Origin of the sequence: Nitrososphaera sp. (assembly GCA_039938515.1) — an archaeon.
In the GTDB taxonomy this organism is placed as follows: Archaea; Thermoproteota; Nitrososphaeria; order Nitrososphaerales; family Nitrososphaeraceae; genus Nitrososphaera.
The window spans coordinates 135556-154636 of the sequence record JBDUUL010000001.1; the positions used below are offsets into that span (position 1 = coordinate 135556).

A 19081-nucleotide genomic window follows, 5' to 3' on the forward strand; every position below is an offset into this window, starting at 1 on the left:
TTTATTGACGCAAAAGACGCTTTTTGAGAAAATTTGGGAATCGCATGAGGTATATTCAGACCATCCGCCCAGCGGGCCGTCCCTAATTTACATAGACCGGCATCTCGTCCACGAGGTCACCTCACCTCAGGCGTTTGACGGACTCCGGGCTGCAGGAAGAAAAGTGCGGCGAGCTGATCTTACGTTTGCGACGATGGACCACAACGTGCCAACCGCCGACAGGTCTCTTCCTATCGTAGACCAAACTTCTGCGATTCAAGTTCAGACGCTTGCAAATAACTGTAGGGAATTTGGAATAAGGCTTTACGACATGCACAGTCCCGACCAGGGAATAGTACATGTCATAGGACCTGAACTCGGTCTAACGCTCCCGGGGACAACCATCGTATGCGGCGACAGCCATACATCAACACACGGCGCATTCGGCGCATTTGCGCTGGGCATTGGAACAAGCGAGGTCGAGCACGTGCTTGCAACGCAGTGTCTATGGCTGGACAAGCCAAAGACGCTCGCCATTAATGTCGAGGGACACAGGGTAAACAGCCACGCCGTTACCGCAAAGGACATGATTTTGCACATCATTCGGCAGATCGGAACGTCAGGGGGCTCTGGCTACGTGATAGAGTACCGGGGAGAGGCAATTTCAGCGCTTTCGATGGAGGCGCGGATGACAATCTGTAACATGTCAATCGAAGCAGGGGCCAGAGCAGGCATGGTGTCTCCGGATGCCACCACTGTTGACTATATTCGTGGAAGAAGATATGCTCCAAAGGGCGAGCAGTTCGAGCAGATGGCACAACATTGGATGGACCTTCGAACCGACGCAGGCGCGGGCTTTGACAAAACGATTTCCTTCGACGCCTCCAGACTCGCTCCGCAGGTGAGCTGGGGCACGAATCCGGCAATGGTTGCAGACGTTACCGAGGTTGTGCCGGAGCCCGACGATTTTGCAAGGGGTAACGAGAACGAGAGCAAGGCTGCAAAGCGCGCTCTTCAATACATGGATCTCAAACCTGGAACTCCGATTGTCGACATCAAGCTTGACCGGGTTTTCATCGGGTCGTGTACCAACTCCCGCCTTGAGGACCTTACCGAAGCCGCGGCCATCCTTAAGGGAAGAAAAGTTTCAAAGAACGTGCGTGCTATGGTGGTTCCTGGCTCTCAGGGTGTCAAATTGGCTGCAGAGCGACTCGGGCTTGACAGCGTCTTTAAGGACGCCGGTTTTGAATGGAGGGAATCTGGGTGCAGCATGTGCCTCGGGATGAACCCGGACATTCTTGCGCCGGGAGAGCGGTGCGCCAGCACTTCGAACCGCAATTTCGAGGGAAGGCAGGGTGCCGGGGGCCGCACCCACCTAGTCAGTCCGGTCATGGCAGCAGCTGCTGCAGTTGCCGGCCACTTTGTGGATGTAAGGGAGTGGTTCTAGTTTGGAGCCGTTCAATATTCTGACAAACAGGGCGGTGCCTCTTGACCGGGCAAACGTCGACACAGACCAGATAGTGCCGAAACAGTTTCTGAAGCAGGTTGGCAAGACTGGATTTGGAAATTATCTGTTCTATGACTGGCGCTTTGATTCCCAGGGCAAAGCGCGCGAGGACTTTGTACTGAACTTTCCATCTTACAGGGGTAGAAAGATACTGCTCACTCGGGAAAATTTTGGAATAGGCAGCTCACGCGAACACGCGGTGTGGGCGCTTTACGACTTTGGCTTCAGGGCTGTTATCGCTCCTTCTTTTGCTGACATATTCTATGCCAACTGCTTCAAGTCAGGGTTGCTGCCTGTCAGGTTGGCAGCACGCGAAGTGGACTTGCTCTTTGACGGCGACTGCGAGATCGTAATCGATCTGCCAAATCAGGAGGTATCGGCCTGTGGGAAAAAGTTTGTCTTTGAAGTCGATTCCTTTAGAAAGAACCTGTTGCTAGAAGGCACCGATACTATCGGGCTTACTCTAAAACAAGAGAGTAAAATATCGGCTTACGAGTCCTCAGACACCCTCTTTAAGCCCGGTCCCGCTCCGGTCGCCTGACAGAAGAACATTTATCCTGATCTTAAGGTAACCGCGGCGGCAGCTGTATAGTTTGGCCGGCATTGTTGCTGTTAGCCTGAAGAGCGAGGGCAAGCCTTCAGCCCGTAATGCGGTTTACTACCTCGTTCACGCAATGAGGATGCTCCAGCACCGGGGAAAGGCATACTGGAAGATAATGGCTGGCGGTCACTCTGCTTCCGCCGAGGGTTCGCTCCCACACGATGATGTCGTGCTGCGCATAACTCACCGTGAAAAGCTCGGCGGCACGGCTGGGCTGGGCTACTTGTCAAAAAAATCCCCTCCGTTTCCAAGCATGCAGAGCAATCAGGTAGCCTTCGATGGATTCCTGGTAGACACTGAAAAACTCCACCTCCACCCCTATGTAGGCATCTCTCGGGACTCTGATTCATTGGCAAAGGTGTGTCATATTTTCAGTCAGCTTGTAGACAGAAATGCCGAACGTGCAGCCGAGTTTCTCGACAGGCATCTTAGGGGAAATCTTGCGCTAAAAACCGATGACACAATCTATGCATACCGGGACAGCACCGGCTTTAAGCCGCTCGTCGTCGCTTCGAACAAGGAGAAAACGCTTAGCATAGTGGCCTCGGAGAATTCGTTGAGCACGTCGCTTCTGGATCTGGACTTTTCAGACGTGCGTCCGGGTCAGCTGGTCAGGCTCGCAAGGGGAATGGAAACCGAGGTTCTTGCCAGCGCCTCGAGCCCGAGGCTGATGATGGATCCTTTTGAGTTCATTCGAGAGTCCAGCGTCGTAGCTACTGTCAACGGAAAGAGCATCTACCAGATTCGCAAGAACATCGGAAGGCAGCAGGCGCAGAGCCTGGATCTCCAGCTGGGCGAGCTTGACTGTGCTTACGCCGAGCCGGATTACACCCGGCCAATGGCACTGGGATTTGGGCTGCAGTACAGGCAGAGCCATCCCGCATTCGAGATTACGGAAGGCGTTATCAAAGATCGGTATGACGACTCGGACCACATGATCGACTTTTCCGAGGAAGTAAGCAAGAACAAGCTCCTCAGCACCAAGATGTCGCTGAAGTTTGTAATGCAGTCCTCGACTCGGGGCAAGAGGGTGGCGACAATCCAGGGTACAATCCAGACCGGGTCGACTACCCGGGAGACCATCCAGTATTTGAGGAGGGCCGGCGCGAGCAGGGTCGACGTGATAGTAAGTTACGTCCCGACAGTCGACGGCCGGCAGGTGGGCCTTTACACTCAAAATCGCGAACTTGTAGCAAACAAGTACGTCGGAGAAGTGAGCAGCATCAACGAACTAAACGAGAACGTGTCAAAGGAAATCGGCTGCGACTCTGTTTGCTACAACTCGCCTGCCATTCTCGCCAAGGGGATAGGCGTGCCAGAGAACAACCTCTGGTTTCCAGAATGGGTCAGGTTCTTGGACTACAAATGAAGATTAGCGACATAGATCCGGCAAGACTGCAAAAGCCTGCCGTCGACAGTCAAATAATCTTCGAGGGTTCTCTCGCAAGCCAGGGTTTTGTTGTCCGCCGCATTGAACTCAGACGATACTCTGAAACGAATCACACTGCCGGCAGTTCTGATTTGGACAGGAGCAAGGAACAATCACTGCTTATCGCGCTTGTGGAGATGGACAAGGGTTCAGTCGAAATGAAATATCTCGAAGCGCCGGGAGGCCGCGAAGTCCTCGAATCTGCTGCCGAATTCCTGCTCAAGTACGCAGGAATAAGCTCCCTTGTAAACCGCGCAATCCTGGAATACCTGGCACATGATAGTGACGATGCCCCAGTCAGTTCACAGCAATTCTAGCGCTTCAGAAAGACTCTTGACCCTGGGTGACCATTCAAAGTCTTCATTCCAAGGTTGGTCAAAAAGGATTCCAGATTTTGGTCCCGCGATGTCGACGAGGTTCGCCGGCGCGTCGTCGATTAGCACGTCGAAGGGATAGTCTGCCTTTGGAACGCCGTCGTAGATGAAGATTAGTTCGTCCGCGTACACGTCGTGGTAGTCCAGCCACTCCGCCACGAAGGGCACTGTGGGCCTTTCCCGCTTGGTAATAATGGACACTCTTAGTCCCCGAACGTTCAAATTTTTCGTGAGCATGCCGATGTCTGGCTCGGTTGGAGGAATTTCCTTCCATCTATGCCTCCACACGTACGAAAAGTGTTCATGAACTTCTTCCGGTGCTATAGGCAGCACCGTGGGTATATCCCAGCGGATAATGTCGGATTTTGAAATGTTCGTTCCCCTTCGCTTGTTGTATTCCTGCACCCAGACCTGCATTACGTCAGCAAGCACCGAATCGACGTCGATGGCGACTGTCCGGACCGGCCTTGTCGAAAGGTACGGACGTGAAGTAGCAGAAGATTGCGCCATGAAGTTCGGTACGAAACCTTGAGTTCCTGTCTCTATTTATAGGGTGCAGAAACCGTGCCAGGCGCACCACACGACCAGGAAACCGTCCTTCGGTTGATCGCGCCCGAATCTATTTGCGTCATATCTTAAGGGAAAGGCTTTCGAAAAGGGCCAAGGGGTCGCAGTACTTATCAATACGTTTTGTATCGCGATTGTCAAAAACGGGCTTAACTATGCGCTATGGTACCGCATCTACCATGTCAACCCAAAATGCAATCGATATACGTTTTCAGTGCAAACTGTGCCGGGCAGTTTATGATTCTTTTGGCGATTTTGCCAAACACGCAGCGTTGACCGGTCACGACGTGTTTGTATCTAAGGAAGACTAGTGGTCGTTCGGCAGACCCTTGGGTGCACTGACACACGGCGTCATTGAAGTTAAACTGCATGGCATATTGGTGCAATTTTGAATAACTGTATCGGCCGAGTTGATTCATATTTTCACCTCAGAACGAGGCTGAGAAGTGCCCCTGCGATAAATGCAGACATGAACTTAGGATTGACTGTATTAATGCGGGCTGCTAATGCCGCGACCCAGACTGAGACTTTTCGATTCTGACGCGGCCAAGTGCCGAACGTTATTGGCGTATTTAGCAATAGAAAGAGAACTGCCATCGCTCTAGACGCAGTGGCTTATGAAAACCAACGCATGATTCGCAGGCGAGGTGCTGGTCAAAGAGGCAGGGAAAAAGTTGCCTAACCTGCAACACCTTGAAGACAGAATGAAAAATTTATAGAAAAGCAGATGGGGCCGGCCGGATTCGAACCAGCGACCTCCAGCGCCCGAGGCTGGCATCCTACCATGCTAGACAACGGCCCCTGAAACAGTTAACAGCTTTATTCGAGGTATTATATCCTATCCTAATCACTGCCGGTAGACTGCAATCATACAGGTATGGGTCAAATGCTGCCTAAAGCCTCAGATCTCTTAAACCCAATATTCTGCGATTTCTGTTATAATTCGACTCAAACTCGTCGACTTGGCTGCTTCTTGTGGCATTCAGAGTCATTTTCATTTCGACCCTGTACTCTGAGCCAAGCGCGTCATCAGAGTCTGCTAGCGTCGCGTCTCGGACAAGCACCTTTCTGGCCAGATCCTCGATTCTTTCTCCGCACTGCCTCGCGTACTCTTTTATAACAGCCATCTCTTTGTCGGAGACAGCGATTCGAATTTCCGGCAATTGGCAGGCCTGCTCATGATTGTACCTTCGGCGGTTAAGCACTCGCATGTAGTTGTTCCCAACATTGCCTTGATGCTGGTCTAGTTCTTTATTACCAGTCTTCTTGCGGAGATGAAGAATCTGAGATACCAGACCAGTCCAGCGGCGAACGCCAAGTATGCAGCGTTGTAGGTCATTGTCACAAACGTTGTGTCGCCTTGGAATCCAGTCAGCTGGACAAAGCCAAGCATACTGTCAGCGATTCCGAGAATTATCCATGCGATAAATATCCAAGGTATTGAAGTCAGCTTGCCGCGGCCCGAATTGAGCACTATTACTATCGCCGGAATGAAAAGTATGGCATCAAGCACGGGATATGCAATGCTAATTGCAATTACCGTCGGAGTGGCTGTCGGGTCGCTTGCCGAAGATGAAATGATGTTGCTGACATAATAGTAGCACATGATGGCCATGCCTATACTCACTATTGCTATCTTGTACCTCTTTACTCCCTTGCCGAAAAATTTCGACAGCGCGAACAGATGATATCCAAAGCCCCCGTAAGCGGCAAGCCAGAAGGCGTCGGCTATCGAGGGGAAAGGTGCCTTCTCTCCAATTACTATCTCAGTATATGCCCAAATTGACTCAGCGCAGACCCAGAGAAGCAGCCCCGCTGCAAGGCCCACATAGGCTCTTCCAAAAAGCCCTCTTACGCCTTGCGACGATACCACCTTGACTGAAAGAACCCCTGCGGTCGTAATAGTTGCGACCCGTGTGATGTCGCCTAGATTTGAACTGTATGATGCCCCAATAGCTGAGAGCATTACGATGCTGACTGCGCCAATTGCGCCCAAAAGTACGATTAAGAGCAATTTTCGCTCCCGTTTCAGGTCGACTACTACAGGGTTGTTTGTCATGCGACGGTGTCGCCTCCCAGAATCCTCATTATTCGCTTAATCCTTTCCAGCGCCGATATCCCGTTTTGCTTTGGGAGTCTTAACCCGCTCAGCTTTTCGAACCTATCAGCCGCATCTTCTAGAATCATTTCCGAACCCGGGCCGACCAGGCCCGCCAGTTCTGTTGAAAAATTATCAATATCCCAGTCGCTCATTGACGTAAAGACGCCCTTGTTACTCATGTGCCAGTTTATCGTTCTCTCAATGCTCTGTCCTAGGCCTCCTAGGGAGCTGTCTATAGCCTGCTTGAGAAGCGTCAACGTTTTTTTTCGATCTTTGTCATCTAGCATGATTTTCTTGGCACATTCCTAGTTTGGAGCGTGAACAGTCTGTTCCCAAAATCGGATTTATTTCTGCGGATGTAAGCAGGTCTACACCGGATCACCAAATTACGCACAACGGCTTCATATCGTCCACCGTGTGTTCAAAGTACCATTAGTGATGATTCATGGCTATATTCAGCCCGGCGATTGTGACCTTGGGAAACACGCATATCCTTATGGATTCAGTGACGAGCGTCTCATAACGGAGATCCCGGAAATTTGGTAATTGAGCCCTTGTCAAGAAGTGGCGGCCGCATCTCGTCATTGGAAATCCCCGTCGCCTGGTGCAGATTGGATGCTCGGGGTTCGATTGTTGACCTTAACTCAATGTTCATGTCGCTTTTTGAACGCGGTGGGACGGAACTAAGAGGACAGAGCTTTGAGACTTTATGTGCAGACGATGAGACCTCCTTCAAAAGTTTCATCAGGAACTTCCCAAATTGTGGCGCTCTGTCTTTCAGGGCATGGCTAAAGCGCTCCGAGGAAATCAAATTTCCGGCGATAATTCATGCCGTTGGGGAAAACCACGGCGACGAAAAGCCGGAAATAAGTCTGGTCGTGTTGGATGACTCATTTAACTACGCTGCCCGGGAGAGAGCGAAATATGAAAACGAGAATTCCCGGCAGAAAGAACAATTGAAAAATGAGTTTATCGCAATCGCGTCTCATGAACTGCGGACTCCGATTCAACCCATACTTGGCTTTGCCCTTCTGGCAAAAAGGGGCAAAATACCTCAGGAGCAGGCCTGGGATGGTGTCCTCAAGGAAGCCCGCAGGCTTCAGCAGCTTGCCAATGACATTCTCGATGTCAGCCGCATCGAGGCCAATCAGATTTCGTACAAGATGGAACCGCTTCGAATTAACGACCTAGTTCAAAACATTGTTGATTCGGCAAGAACCGACTTGAAAAAGGACCTGTCGTTCGAGCTTTCCTTTGAGAAAGCAGACCAGGAAATAGTCGCAGACAGGTCGCGCATAACACAGGTAATCTCAAACCTTGTAAATAATTCAATCAAATTCACCTCAAGCGGTGCGCTCAGGGTTTCATCTAGGCTCTTGGCGTCCGACGGACCGCTCGAAATCAGGGTCAGAGATTCAGGACCCGGAATACCTGTCGAGATGCTCCCAAGGTTATTTACAAAGTTTGCCACAAAGGATCACGGGGAGGCCGTTTCTAATTCGGGCACCGGCCTCGGGCTTTTCATTTGCGAGTCAATAGTTACGGCGCACAAGGGATCTATTGAGGCAAGAAACGTGCCGGAAGGCGGGGCTGAGTTCATTATAACGCTTCCACTAAAGCAAAAGTAGGTCCGCTCGGAACGGACTCTTTTATCGCGGAAGCGCTCTGCCCTTTTGGATTTTGCGCAGCCCTTCTAACAGATCCCTGATTTCTCTGTGACTTGGATTCAGATCTTTGATGGCCTTTACATTGGCGTTTATTGCTTCTAGGCCCTGCCAGATGGATTTATCTTCGACCAAGTCTGCAAGAGTATCAAGCTCGAACGGCTTCTGGATAAGCTCAACTACCTGCTGAAGAGTCCGGACGGAATCAGCCAGAGTTTCAAGCACATACGCGGAAGCAAACAGAATCCTCTGCTTGGGCTGAACTGCCAAAATTTCTTCGGCCACTTTCATGCCGTCCCTCTTTGGCATCCTGTAATCAAGTATGATTGCATCAAAGGGCGCCCTAAGAGGCGAATAACTCTCCGTGGCCTGAACCTTGTCAAGTTCTGAATAGAATGCCTTTAGGCACTGGTTACCGTCATGGGTAACTATAACCTCGTGATTTCGCTCGGTCAAGACAGATTCATACTGGGAAGCTATCTCAACCTCGTCCTCAGCCACTAGGATTCTCATTATAAACCACCGGTACAGACACCGGGTATACCATAACCTGTGGTACGTAATTGAAATAACACACGAGCATTAATTGACTGTGCGTACTCAGAATCTACTAGGAAATTTTATGCCATCACGGCACCAAGACTCTCCGGAAATAATGCAGAGGGCGCTGCAGAAAACCCTGTCGTTACTTGGCGAACCCTCGAGGGATGCTGTACTATCATACCTTCAGAAATACCACAATATATCCTTCGACAATACGTCTACATTTACCCAGGAAAAGCTCGGCTCTGCTTTGGACACGATATTTGGAAGTGGTCAGCAGGTGCTGATGCGAAGATTCGAAGATGAAGTGAGAAAGGCCCGTCTTTCAACTATTAGAAAGGAGCCTGACCGGGAAATCACTAAAGGAAATTCTACCGTTTAGGGGTTGCGAGCTAGACCTCGTGGGTTAACACAATCGCCTTTGCCTGCATCGCTTGGCTGATTTTCTGGAAATAATATGCCGAGAGAACCTTTAGGAACCGATACTCCCTAGGTACTGCTATTGCGTCAATGTTCCTCTTGTAGCCTTCTGCAACCTGCATCACAATGTCGGAAGCATTGGAGTCGAGTATTCTTTCTTCTGCTTGGTCCGTGTCTAACTTGCGCAACTCTGCGAATGGCAAAAAGCTGCTGGCCGCCATTATGAACACGTTAGGCATCCTGTCTGAAAGGTCTTCGGCGATATCGTCCAGGTCGTCATAAATGTCCTGAAGCGCCTGGTTGTAATGAAGGATGGTTGTAACGTTATTGTCATAATTGGGCAACTTGCCCTCAAGGACTGCGGCGTAAATGTGACGAGCGTCAGAGGATTTGAACAGGTTGTGATGAGCTATTTCCGCCTTCGAGAAAACCGTCCCACGCAGCATTCTTTTGCGGATGATCTGCTCGAACTGCCAAAAAGGAGTGAATTGTCGAATAGCACAAGGGAGAGAGTAACCGAGGTAGTTGCCCGCTTCCTTTTTGGCATTTGCCAGCATCTGCCGCGAGTACACGGCATAGTCGGAATTGCCTGTTTCGTAGTATCTGTCGGCGAACAGTATGTACCTGACTAGATACTTGACGATACGGTAAACTGAAACGGAATCTTCCATGCTCAGGCCGGAAGAAAAAGCTGCGAAGTAATAGGTCGAGAGGTCGCCTGCCTTCAGATCCAGTGACCTAAGACGGTTTGACGGCGGCGGGTCAATCAGTGCCAAAAGAGCCGTAATGGCCTCAAGCTCGTCCCCAAGCTTTCTGTCATCAGCCAGCAGCAGGTTTGACTTTGAGAGCAACGCGTCCCGGAGTGTCCGATCGGTGGGCTGCTTGATACCCGAATTAAGGAACGATTGCATGAATTTGACATCGGGTATTATGGGTGGTACTACTTTAACCTTTATCTCGGCATACAAGATATGCATTAGCTCAGTGCAGCACTATGAGAAAACTGACTTGGAAATTGGTAACGATTTTCGTGAAATCAAGAGAAATTTCACTGCTTAAATATCAATCTCACGAAATTGGAAAAAACATCATGCTGCCGTCATTATGCGTGGAACAATAAAAGAAGAAAAGGAACGTTCTGGCTAGTTGGTTCCGCGCTTCCTTCTAGGCAATCTTTTGGTAAAGGTACTCGAGGGTCGATACCATTACTTCGTTGTTGGTGTATATTCCCGAGATTTCCCTGCCCGAAGAGTTGCTCCTGTCGATGATAAAGACAAGCTTGTTGCCGTCGACTATCATAAAGCTTGCAGGAGACGGATTTCTGATCGTCTCGACGTCTAGGCTCGATACGCCTGATTCGACGTCCTCATCGTCGGAGGGAGCGGTTCCAGACGTCTTCAGTTTCACCGTGCAGCCGGCCTTTGCGCTGGACGCAATCTTTTCAATCAAACCCTCATGGTAGAACTTGGCGAGCATGCGGTCGGTGAGGAAGACGTTGAGCGATTTGAGCGGCTGATCAAGTGTCTTTGAGACCTTTGTGAATACAATGTTCTCGCCGCTTAAGACCTGGTAACTGTCCTCACTTCCGCTTGTGACGTTCTTGGCAATCTGTTCAAGTTTGCTCTGACAGTCGTGTTTCTTCTCGGACACTTCCTTGAGTGCATTTGCTTTCGCCTGGACCAGATAATCTACGGTCTCCTCATAAGAAAGCGAGTAGTACTTTTGGGGCTTGCTAAAGGTCGAAAAAACGATACCTTTTGAGAGCAGGAGCGAAATGTAATGGTAAGTGTCTGTTCTCTGGATTTTGGTGTGCTTGGAAATCTCACTTGCTGTGCTGCTCCCTGACGACATAAGGAAGAGCAAGATCTTGGACTCGTTGGAGCTGAGGTCGAGTTTTTTCAGTTCAGCGGCAAGCTCGCCCTCAAGGCGTAGCCGCATACTCTCGATGGATGTGAGTTCAGCGCCGTCCGTGTAGTTCGCTACTGTTACCTGATTCTGTGTCATGTTTCCGATTTTGGGCATCATTCTTCGCCTGTAAGGCTCCATAGTTTTCTGTCTAGTTCAACAGTTTTTTGTAAGGTTTCCAGACATACAACTTAGCAAAATCGGCAAGAGTCGTCTCTCATGACACCCCTAGCGCTTGAGAGCCTTCGAGCCGGTTGTCACAGGATATCGCAGGACCCGATGCATGAAAGTAGCGCTAAACCTTGCCAGGTGAGTAATTCTCAATTGAGCCGCGCGTTATACGAGCGTTGTCAAAACATGCCCTTGCAAGTTCTCGCCGCTCGGCGTTATCTTGCCCGTATCAAAAGTGGATAGATTAGTAAAATCAAAGTCCTATACTACGTCAGTCATTGACGTGACGCGGTCTCCCAGGGCAGTCACGAGTTGCTGGCAACGCTAGCATTCGGAGGCCCCTCTCCGATGTTTCACGCTTTGGCGTTTTCCGTATCCGCGACGAATGCGGGGGCTCCTAGAATCATTGGCAAATAGTTTCTGCGAGAGCACGCGGGTTCCCCTCAAACTATCCTGCAGCATTTAGCACGAATTCCTGATGTTCAACAGCTGTTGCGAAAGCAAGTCGGGATGTCCTTCAATGCGATATATACGCATTCACGGCATGAAGACTATTTGCTGTCGTTGATAAGTTGAAAAATCTCTTTCGTCAGGTCCGCGTATTCATAGTCACTGGCTACCTTGCCTTCAACTGCCAGCGCCAGTGTAACTTCGGGACTCAGTGGAACGACCATCACGCTTAGCATACGGTGCTGGACGAACAGAACCTCGACCTCGCCAAAGATGTCTGAATTCCTTTTTGAAATGTTGACGATCAATTCGGCCTGAAGTATGAGTTCGGTCAGCTTGCTTTTCTCCGGCATCGGCATTCCGGGGCGAGCTGCAGCTGCAAGAAGGCTGCCTTTTCGGACAATTATGGCCCCTGCTATCTTCTTGTGTGCCATGGATACGGCTTTTGCAAGATCATAGTAGTTTATCCCAATGTCTCTCTTGCTTTCGCCCTCCATATTTGCTCTTGGGGGTTGACTTTCCATGAACTGCTATTTCAGCCAAAAAATCTGACAAGGGCTGCGATATGAAGCGCTGTATGAAGCTGGGCATACCTACATCACCTTATATTACAAAACCGGACACTCGATTCGACCGTGAAATCCTCAGTCTCAATGGCAAATGTAAACGATCCCAGTGTACTTTGCCATACACTGCACTCAACGATCAAAGTTTTGAATCCCATAGGGGAAGAACTCATCATGACCATGATGGAGCGGTTATGCGGCGTTAGATGCGCGCAGGATTCAAGCTCGACTTTTGAGGAGATCAAATCCGCACTTGCTGTAGTGCTCGGCGCGGAGGCCGCCGACGTTGTAATAAGGGAGTGGACGGCGCGAATTGAGGAACTTGCGCCCGTGATATCGTAAGCAGATCCAAAAGTGAATACGCAAAAACAGCATTCTAGAATTATGAAGTAGGATCAGCGCATTTAATGCGAACTCGTCCGACTAACCTCTGGAGCGCCCCCGTTAGGGGAACCTTTTATGCGGGTCAGTTTAGTCGCTGGCTTGACTCTGTAGGGCTTGCGGATGCAAATAATCCTGCACCGGCACGGACACTGTTTTACGACCATACCGGCAAGAGAACGCGGGCCCAGAGGGATACGGGAAAATTTTGGGATATAATCGCGGTCCTAAATTGCAAAGCATAGAAAAAACGGATCATTAAAAGGCCGCAGATCTTTCTGGCTTTGCAGAAGCCTCGTCATTAGCTACATGAGAGCTGTCAACCAATTAAATTTTATCAAAAAATAAGGAATTGACGACGCCGGACAATCTTCTCCGCCATTTGAAGAAGATGAATATACAATTCCCTAATGCCAGCACGCAAATACCGGACATTCGTGTCTTCGGTACAGCATTCTTTCCCGGAGGAGCAGGACTATGGGCAATCAACAAGAACGGAAATCCTTGGAAGATGGTCATTTCTACTGGCAAAGTCATGATTCTTGGGAATAACTTTGGTTCGGAAAGCTTTGTTAAGTAATGCAATTTAGCGGGCGATTTGTTTAACAAAAAGGCTTTTTTTAACAAAATGGAAAATCGAAAGATTCTACCAAAATCGTCGGATTAAAGTGCGGCGGGAGAAAATTCGCTGCTGCTTGTTGGCGTACATTGGTCCATAATTTAGAGAACTTCAAGAAACGACCAAATCGCTAAAAGCCGACTTGTTAGCGAACAATGTACTAAAACTAATTACTTATATATTTCCTGCCTTTTTTGGTGCACGTTGACAAAAGGGTCCCCAATCAATACGACTGGTAACAGAATTAGCCGAAGCAAGATATCGGCTGTTATATTTATCGTATTGATGCTTTCTTCTGCGATAATCCTATTAAATGGCTCTCGCAATCCTAATGCGCTAGCAACAAATGCTGCAGACCATGCGTTAATAGTCCCAGAACCATTGGCGCCAACAAGTACTAGTATCAGCAAGAACCTTACGTTCCCTTCCACTATCTTGTTTGGTTCGCCACGGCTTAACGTAACATCGACAAACACGTTCTATCCTGATGGGCAGGCGTCAATCGGAGACGCAAATGGCAACCTACTTACTCTGGTGCCAAAAATTCTCACTGGCAACAATGTTTCAAATGGAAATTGGCAACTTCTCGCTAATTCGACAGTGATAGATCAGCGTTTTGTTTCACCGACAATATCTCTTGATATGATATGGAAGACCCGGACCGATTCTGGTTATGCTAATGGTTACAAGCTCACTATCCAAGGCCGTGCCATAAACCCGTCAGAAATTGATTTTAGTGTGGTTGATAATAGCACTCTGTCGCTCCTTAAAAGCAACAATCATGCGGTCCAGCTTTCCTCCGATGCTAGCCGCATCATAATCGGACAACGCGCGGGCGACAACTCTACAAACACGGTGGGTGGAGTAGGCTTTGACTGGTCTGATGCAATTTCATACAAACCTATCTTTCAGTCAAATACTTTGAGGTTCAATGTGGCTTCTGACTTCAGCATCGATCCGTATACCGTCGTCACGACAACAGACAAGGCGTATGATGAATTTGGTCAACAACATCGGATTATTGTAGCAAACGATGGGGGCTGGTGGCTCTTTTATGGTGAAAGTACCTCACTAAAGTACGCAGTAAGCATTAATCATGGAAAGAATTGGACAACCTTTGCACCAGCTCTTGATACGCAAATCAATCAAAACAACTTGGACGTTGACTATATCAAAACAGGCACTTACGCTAACCGATTGCAGATAGTATTTGGAAGTAACGGCAATGGCCACATCATACACTATTACGGAATACCTGTTGGAAATACAATAACCTGGAGCTCAAGACACGATCTGGGTGAATGTGGGGCCGTAAATACAAACACCTACTACCCATCGGTTTTGGTTACAGGAAATAGTAGCGTCAGTGTAGTTTATGGATATATTTACAACTCTAATGCATTCTGTGAAGTTACCTCAAATGACGGTGGAAGCACTTTCGGCTCAACTGTAACTCTTAGCGCCAGACCCGGAGGGGCAGACAAATTCATGAATTTACACGCTCTAAATTCATCAAATGCAGATGAAATGATTGTCGAGACCAACGCCAACGAATATGGCAGTCTCTTTTCTCTAAAACGCATAAGCGGCGTCTGGGATTCCTCTCGGACTACCATTACAACAGACAAGCTCTCAAGTCCAATAGACAACTTTGATTCAGACTATGATTCTTCGCACAGGGTCCATTTGGCTTACATCAAGAATGACAACACCCTCCAATACCGTAAGTACTCTGGCGGTGCATGGTCAAATGCGACTCAGCTTGATTCTGCTCAGGTCAGCGGTCCGATCTCCACTATGGTGGATCCCAGCCAAAACGTCTTCGTATTTTACAACAAATCAAATGCAGTAAACTATGTTGAATCATCGAACGGCGGCAATACCTGGACCTCACCTCAGGCATTCACTACACACGGGGCCTCACCCTATGGCATTGAAACGCCGCATAGGGCCTTTAACTCTGGGCTTTCATCGTTTATCCCTGTAATTTACGTCAATGGCACCTCCAGCCCGTACAAGATTTGGTCATCAACTTTTGTTATCCCTACAACTGCTTCGTCAGACTCTCGTCTCGATTCAAGCGGTGAACAGCGCACGAGCTACTTTGATGGCACATACAACTGGATTTTCTACTATAATGGAACCAACATCTACTACAAGTATACTTCAGATGGAGGCATTACCTGGGGTACGCCGGTATCTAGCGGAACAGGCGCGTTAGCATCAAATTCTTACTTTACGGTATATGGCGAAGGTAGCAAAATAATGATTGCGTATTCAAGCTCAACAAACGTCCTTACGAGGAACGGTACAATTAGCGGTACCTCTATTTCATGGTCCACTGCCAGAAGTGCGTTAGCAGTAACCGGAACAAACGCAGGTCAGCAGTTCTACCCTTCCATTGAAAAAGTGAACTCCACTTACTATCTTGGTTTCAACGTAATGACGAGCAGTAATAATTCTGCCTTAGTTAGATCGTCTACCTCACTCGGAGGAGCCTGGTCACCCAGCGTAACCTTGTATAGCGGGCTAACAAACCCGGCAACAATTGGCCTATCAAAATATGGTACATCTCCTGGGACCAAGCTGTTTGTGCTGTATGCTCGATACAACGAATCTGATTTTGCATACAGGACATTGACAAGCGCTTGGTCATCCACTTTGCACACCAGCGGCGCAGGCTTGTTTGTCAATCAATCAAAGACGAGTATATTTAGTGTAACAAGCAACGGCACATGCGTAATCGGTGGATATATCGGGAAAAATGCCGGTGGCAGTCTAGCATCGTTTACATTTTGCGGCAGTTCATTCACTTATCCAGCTACTCACGTTCCGGGAAAAGTTCTGTATCCAACAATATCGGCGATTGGAAAGTATGCCTACCTGAGCTTTGTAACTAATAATACGATTTATCAAACCACATTTGTTCTGAACAATTGGAGCAGTTACAATCAACCATTCGGGAATTTTCTAACTAGTTCAACTTATTTACATGAACCAGAATATGGTAGCATTACTCATTGGGTTTACTCTGAACCGATTGTTTGGAGGGAAACCACCACTAGTCCATCGTCAATCTACCTCATTGCAAGTAACGTGGGATTCAAACCTTCGGGGATCCCGATACTCAGCTGTTCTAGCCGCGGAGGAAATACTTCTGGGGACTCGATATGTGATTACTGGAAGAGCGGAAGCGGCTTAAACATCAACTACAATGGAAGCACTTACTCCTATCCCTGTGATACTGTTTGTCCAGTATACAATCATAAGGACATTTACGTTGAGGCTGATTATACAACCGGTTTCAAGCCTTACTTCAATACAACGTCTGGCAAGTACACCGGGATGGAAGATGTCAGGACCGCTTTTGCCAATTCTCCAGTGACTAACCCTGATGGCCTGACAGGCGTAAATCTGCACTATAATGTTGGTGAAGACAGCGGTGCCCACTACTATCTTAACCTTAGCCCTACAACCTTCTACGACATCAAGACAAACTTCTTCGGGACATCGGCGGAGAGGCAATACAGCCAGAACGCGATAATGGAGAGTAGCTACCTGACCGCCAAGTGGCAAATATTTCATTATGCTGTATTTGGCGAGAGACAAAGTGGAATGAATATCAATGCCACCGGTATAGCAGATATTAATGGAAACGATATTCTGATAACTTTGGCCGCATTTACTAACCCGCCTGCTTCCGTGTCAGATGAAGAAGGTACGTTCATGCATGAGTTGGGCCACAATCTGGGGTTGAATCATGGTGGTCCTACTGATGGCACAAACTGCAAGCCGAACTATCTCAGCGTCATGAATTATTTCTTCTCGACTATAAGGATCGTTTCCGACAGGCCGTTGGATTATTCGCGCTCGATACTAACGTCTCTGAATGAATCAAACCTGAGTGAACCCGCGGGTGTAAGCACATCTACGCCGCCGGGGCTCCAAACTGCTTTTGGAAATAATATAACAAACGCCTCAATTGACTTAGGAAGTACGGGTGGTGTTCCAGTTGATTGGAATAGGCACGGCGGACCGGTGGACACACACGTAGTTGAAAACATCAATAATGCGGGCGGCGATTCCTTCTGCAATAACACTCTGTTTACCGTACTCACAGGAGCGAACGATTGGTCCAACTTGAAATATGACTTCAGGGACAGCGTATCTGGATACTTTAGCAACGGTGAAGCAGATCCTGGAACACTACCACATGAACTGGACGCATCCGCATTAAAGCGGGTAGAGGCCGGAATGGTACTTTCAATTGATAACGCAGTCCAATCATCTGGAGACTCAAACTTCACCAATATGATGTCAGCCAAAGCATCCAAGCTATATTTCCACAGCTCGTTTGCGACGGCCAAATCACTTATGGAAAAGGGGGACGTATACGGTGCGCTACAGATACTATTGGAGGTGAGGACAAAGATTGTCGGCGATTCAGGTGGGGACAACCATGGCGTTCTGTTGGTTAACAACCAGACACAACATAGGATATTATTCCTATTGGACAATAGGATCGCAGCATTAAAGAGCGAATTGAACCTCGCATGAGCATCTCAAAGAAGCGGTTATGTGCAATATTTATGATGGGCTCCGCCGCCCTTTTTCTTCAGCTGGGTATTCTTCAACATGTCAGTGCGGAGGCGGTAACCTCTAATCCGTTCCGTGTTGGAGTACATCCATTCGATGTAGCCATTAATAACAACACTCACAAGGTCTTTGTTTCGGATTTGCAAGGGTATTCCGTATTTGTCTTTGATGATTCGGCCCAAAGAGTCATTGGTAATATCTCTTTACTTGATGTCAGTCCCGAATTGAAGTTTGATTACGAACCAACGTATTTGGCTGTGGACCCTACCACAAATAGGCTCTATGTAACTTATGAATGCGATTGCCATCCGAGTTATATCTCAGTAATAGATGGGGCAACTTACAAAGTCGTTGACAAGATCACAATTCCTAATCTGCCAACGGGCATCGCGCTTAACCACTTGACGAACAAGATCTATATCACTTATGGCAACAACGAGACTACTGTCTTAGATGGTGCCACGCAAAAGATCATCTCAAACATTACAACTCAAGTTCCGATTTCCAAAGTAGCAGTGGATATGAAGACTAACCGAATCTATCTCGGAACAAGCTCATCCGGCGAGGTGCTGATTGCTGATGGCAATTCCGACAGCGTGATCGGAACAATCCCGCTGCATGTTGGAGCAAGAATAGCCGATTTGGCAGTCAATGAAAAATCCAATCTGGTCTATGCTCTAAGCACCTCCACGAGTGCTGGATCTGGCGACCTGCCTGTTCCCTCAGCAACTTTGAGTATTGTAGACGGTCAAAGCAACACAGTCATTGGCAAGAGCATTCCGATAGGCTCATCGGGCGGAATTGCGATTGACGAAGCGCATAATCGGACATTTATTAGCCAAAATTACGGAAATTCTATCTTTACAGTGAATCAATCAGACAACATGACAACTTTCTCAAACCTAATGGTTGGTGAGAAGTATTATCCAAATCGGTTGGCTTTTAGTGGCGATTCAGGCCACCTTTATGCAGTAACTACAGGCACATACGTTATGCTATCAATTGGGTCACAAGAGCTTCCGACCCCAGAGTTCTCATCATCAACCTCTTTCATTGTAGCTGGAGTTGCAGTTACCCTGATTGTCCTTTTGCGAAAGCGACTTTAAACACTATTGTATAATTTTGCACGTACGCTCAGGTGCTATCTTCCGGCGCAGTTAAAGTTAGCATCAATGCCAAGTTCGTGAATTTCTTGTATTACAACACAA

At 48.3% G+C, this 19081-nt stretch carries 18 protein-coding genes and 1 tRNA gene; 10 read left to right on the plus strand and 9 right to left on the minus strand.

The features are described from left to right. Window positions 1-4 precede the first annotated feature (4 nt). The 4 genes from leuC to ABI361_00865 are packed head-to-tail and all read left to right on the plus strand — an operon-like array spanning window position 5 to window position 3833. On the plus strand, window positions 5-1426 hold the full coding sequence (gene leuC, locus ABI361_00850) for a 3-isopropylmalate dehydratase large subunit (GenBank protein ID MEO9319199.1): 1422 nt from the start codon (window positions 5-7) through the stop codon (window positions 1424-1426). 1 nt (window position 1427) lies between these two features. After that, window positions 1428-2027 carry a 3-isopropylmalate dehydratase small subunit gene (gene leuD / locus ABI361_00855; protein ID MEO9319200.1) on the plus strand — a complete coding sequence of 200 codons (600 nt, stop codon included), beginning with the start codon at window positions 1428-1430 and terminating at the stop codon, window positions 2025-2027. Window positions 2028-2079: 52 nt separating this feature from the next. Next, on the plus strand, window positions 2080-3456 hold the full coding sequence (locus tag ABI361_00860; protein MEO9319201.1) for a hypothetical protein: 1377 nt from the start codon (window positions 2080-2082) through the stop codon (window positions 3454-3456). After that, window positions 3453-3833 carry a hypothetical protein gene (locus tag ABI361_00865; protein ID MEO9319202.1) on the plus strand — a complete coding sequence of 127 codons (381 nt, stop codon included), beginning with the start codon at window positions 3453-3455 and terminating at the stop codon, window positions 3831-3833. The genes ABI361_00860 and ABI361_00865 overlap by 4 nt, the downstream gene beginning before the upstream one ends. Here the strand turns inward: ABI361_00865 and ABI361_00870 are convergent. From ABI361_00870 to ABI361_00890, 5 genes are all read right to left on the minus strand, one after another. Beyond that, window positions 3819-4400, minus strand: a complete 582-nt coding sequence (locus tag ABI361_00870; GenBank protein MEO9319203.1) for a hypothetical protein — start codon at window positions 4398-4400, stop codon at window positions 3819-3821. The genes ABI361_00865 and ABI361_00870 overlap by 15 nt on opposite strands. A gap of 785 nt (window positions 4401-5185) precedes the next feature. Next, a tRNA-Pro gene (locus ABI361_00875) sits at window positions 5186-5259 on the minus strand. A 91-nt stretch (window positions 5260-5350) separates the two neighbouring features. Further along, the gene (locus ABI361_00880; GenBank protein MEO9319204.1) at window positions 5351-5620 is read right to left on the minus strand and encodes a hypothetical protein; all 270 of its coding nucleotides are present in this window, start codon (window positions 5618-5620) and stop codon (window positions 5351-5353) included. Window positions 5621-5700: 80 nt separating this feature from the next. Beyond that, window positions 5701-6516 carry a hypothetical protein gene (locus ABI361_00885; protein ID MEO9319205.1) on the minus strand — a complete coding sequence of 272 codons (816 nt, stop codon included), beginning with the start codon at window positions 6514-6516 and terminating at the stop codon, window positions 5701-5703. Beyond that, window positions 6513-6845, minus strand: a complete 333-nt coding sequence (locus ABI361_00890) for a hypothetical protein (GenBank protein ID MEO9319206.1) — start codon at window positions 6843-6845, stop codon at window positions 6513-6515. The genes ABI361_00885 and ABI361_00890 overlap by 4 nt, the downstream gene beginning before the upstream one ends. A gap of 252 nt (window positions 6846-7097) precedes the next feature. Between ABI361_00890 and ABI361_00895 the strand changes: the two genes are divergently transcribed. Beyond that, window positions 7098-8186, plus strand: coding sequence for a PAS domain-containing sensor histidine kinase (locus tag ABI361_00895; GenBank protein ID MEO9319207.1), 1089 nt, complete (start codon window positions 7098-7100; stop codon window positions 8184-8186). Between the two features lie 21 nt (window positions 8187-8207). Here ABI361_00895 and ABI361_00900 read toward each other — a convergent pair whose 3' ends face one another. Then, window positions 8208-8735 carry a response regulator gene (locus ABI361_00900; protein MEO9319208.1) on the minus strand — a complete coding sequence of 176 codons (528 nt, stop codon included), beginning with the start codon at window positions 8733-8735 and terminating at the stop codon, window positions 8208-8210. A 142-nt stretch (window positions 8736-8877) separates the two neighbouring features. Between ABI361_00900 and ABI361_00905 the strand changes: the two genes are divergently transcribed. Continuing rightward, window positions 8878-9147, plus strand: a complete 270-nt coding sequence (locus ABI361_00905; GenBank protein MEO9319209.1) for a hypothetical protein — start codon at window positions 8878-8880, stop codon at window positions 9145-9147. Window positions 9148-9157: 10 nt separating this feature from the next. Here ABI361_00905 and ABI361_00910 read toward each other — a convergent pair whose 3' ends face one another. The 3 genes from ABI361_00910 to ABI361_00920 form a co-directional block, all read right to left on the minus strand. Then, on the minus strand, window positions 9158-10096 hold the full coding sequence (locus ABI361_00910) for a hypothetical protein (GenBank protein MEO9319210.1): 939 nt from the start codon (window positions 10094-10096) through the stop codon (window positions 9158-9160). A 253-nt stretch (window positions 10097-10349) separates the two neighbouring features. Continuing rightward, window positions 10350-11210, minus strand: a complete 861-nt coding sequence (locus tag ABI361_00915) for a helix-turn-helix domain-containing protein (GenBank protein ID MEO9319211.1) — start codon at window positions 11208-11210, stop codon at window positions 10350-10352. A 602-nt stretch (window positions 11211-11812) separates the two neighbouring features. Then, window positions 11813-12208, minus strand: a complete 396-nt coding sequence (locus ABI361_00920; protein MEO9319212.1) for a hypothetical protein — start codon at window positions 12206-12208, stop codon at window positions 11813-11815. Between the two features lie 216 nt (window positions 12209-12424). On the opposite strand from ABI361_00920, the gene ABI361_00925 reads away from it, so the two are divergent. The 4 genes from ABI361_00925 to ABI361_00940 all read left to right on the plus strand — a co-directional run bounded on the left by ABI361_00925 (window position 12425) and on the right by ABI361_00940 (window position 18979). Next, the gene (locus tag ABI361_00925; GenBank protein MEO9319213.1) at window positions 12425-12619 is read left to right on the plus strand and encodes a hypothetical protein; all 195 of its coding nucleotides are present in this window, start codon (window positions 12425-12427) and stop codon (window positions 12617-12619) included. A 391-nt stretch (window positions 12620-13010) separates the two neighbouring features. Beyond that, entirely contained in the window at window positions 13011-13238 is a 228-nt protein-coding gene (locus ABI361_00930; protein ID MEO9319214.1) for a hypothetical protein, read from the plus strand. A 243-nt stretch (window positions 13239-13481) separates the two neighbouring features. Further along, window positions 13482-17834 carry a hypothetical protein gene (locus ABI361_00935; GenBank protein MEO9319215.1) on the plus strand — a complete coding sequence of 1451 codons (4353 nt, stop codon included), beginning with the start codon at window positions 13482-13484 and terminating at the stop codon, window positions 17832-17834. Continuing rightward, window positions 17831-18979, plus strand: a complete 1149-nt coding sequence (locus ABI361_00940) for a YncE family protein (protein ID MEO9319216.1) — start codon at window positions 17831-17833, stop codon at window positions 18977-18979. Before ABI361_00935 ends, ABI361_00940 begins: the two co-directional genes overlap by 4 nt. Window positions 18980-19081: the final 102 nt, after the last annotated feature.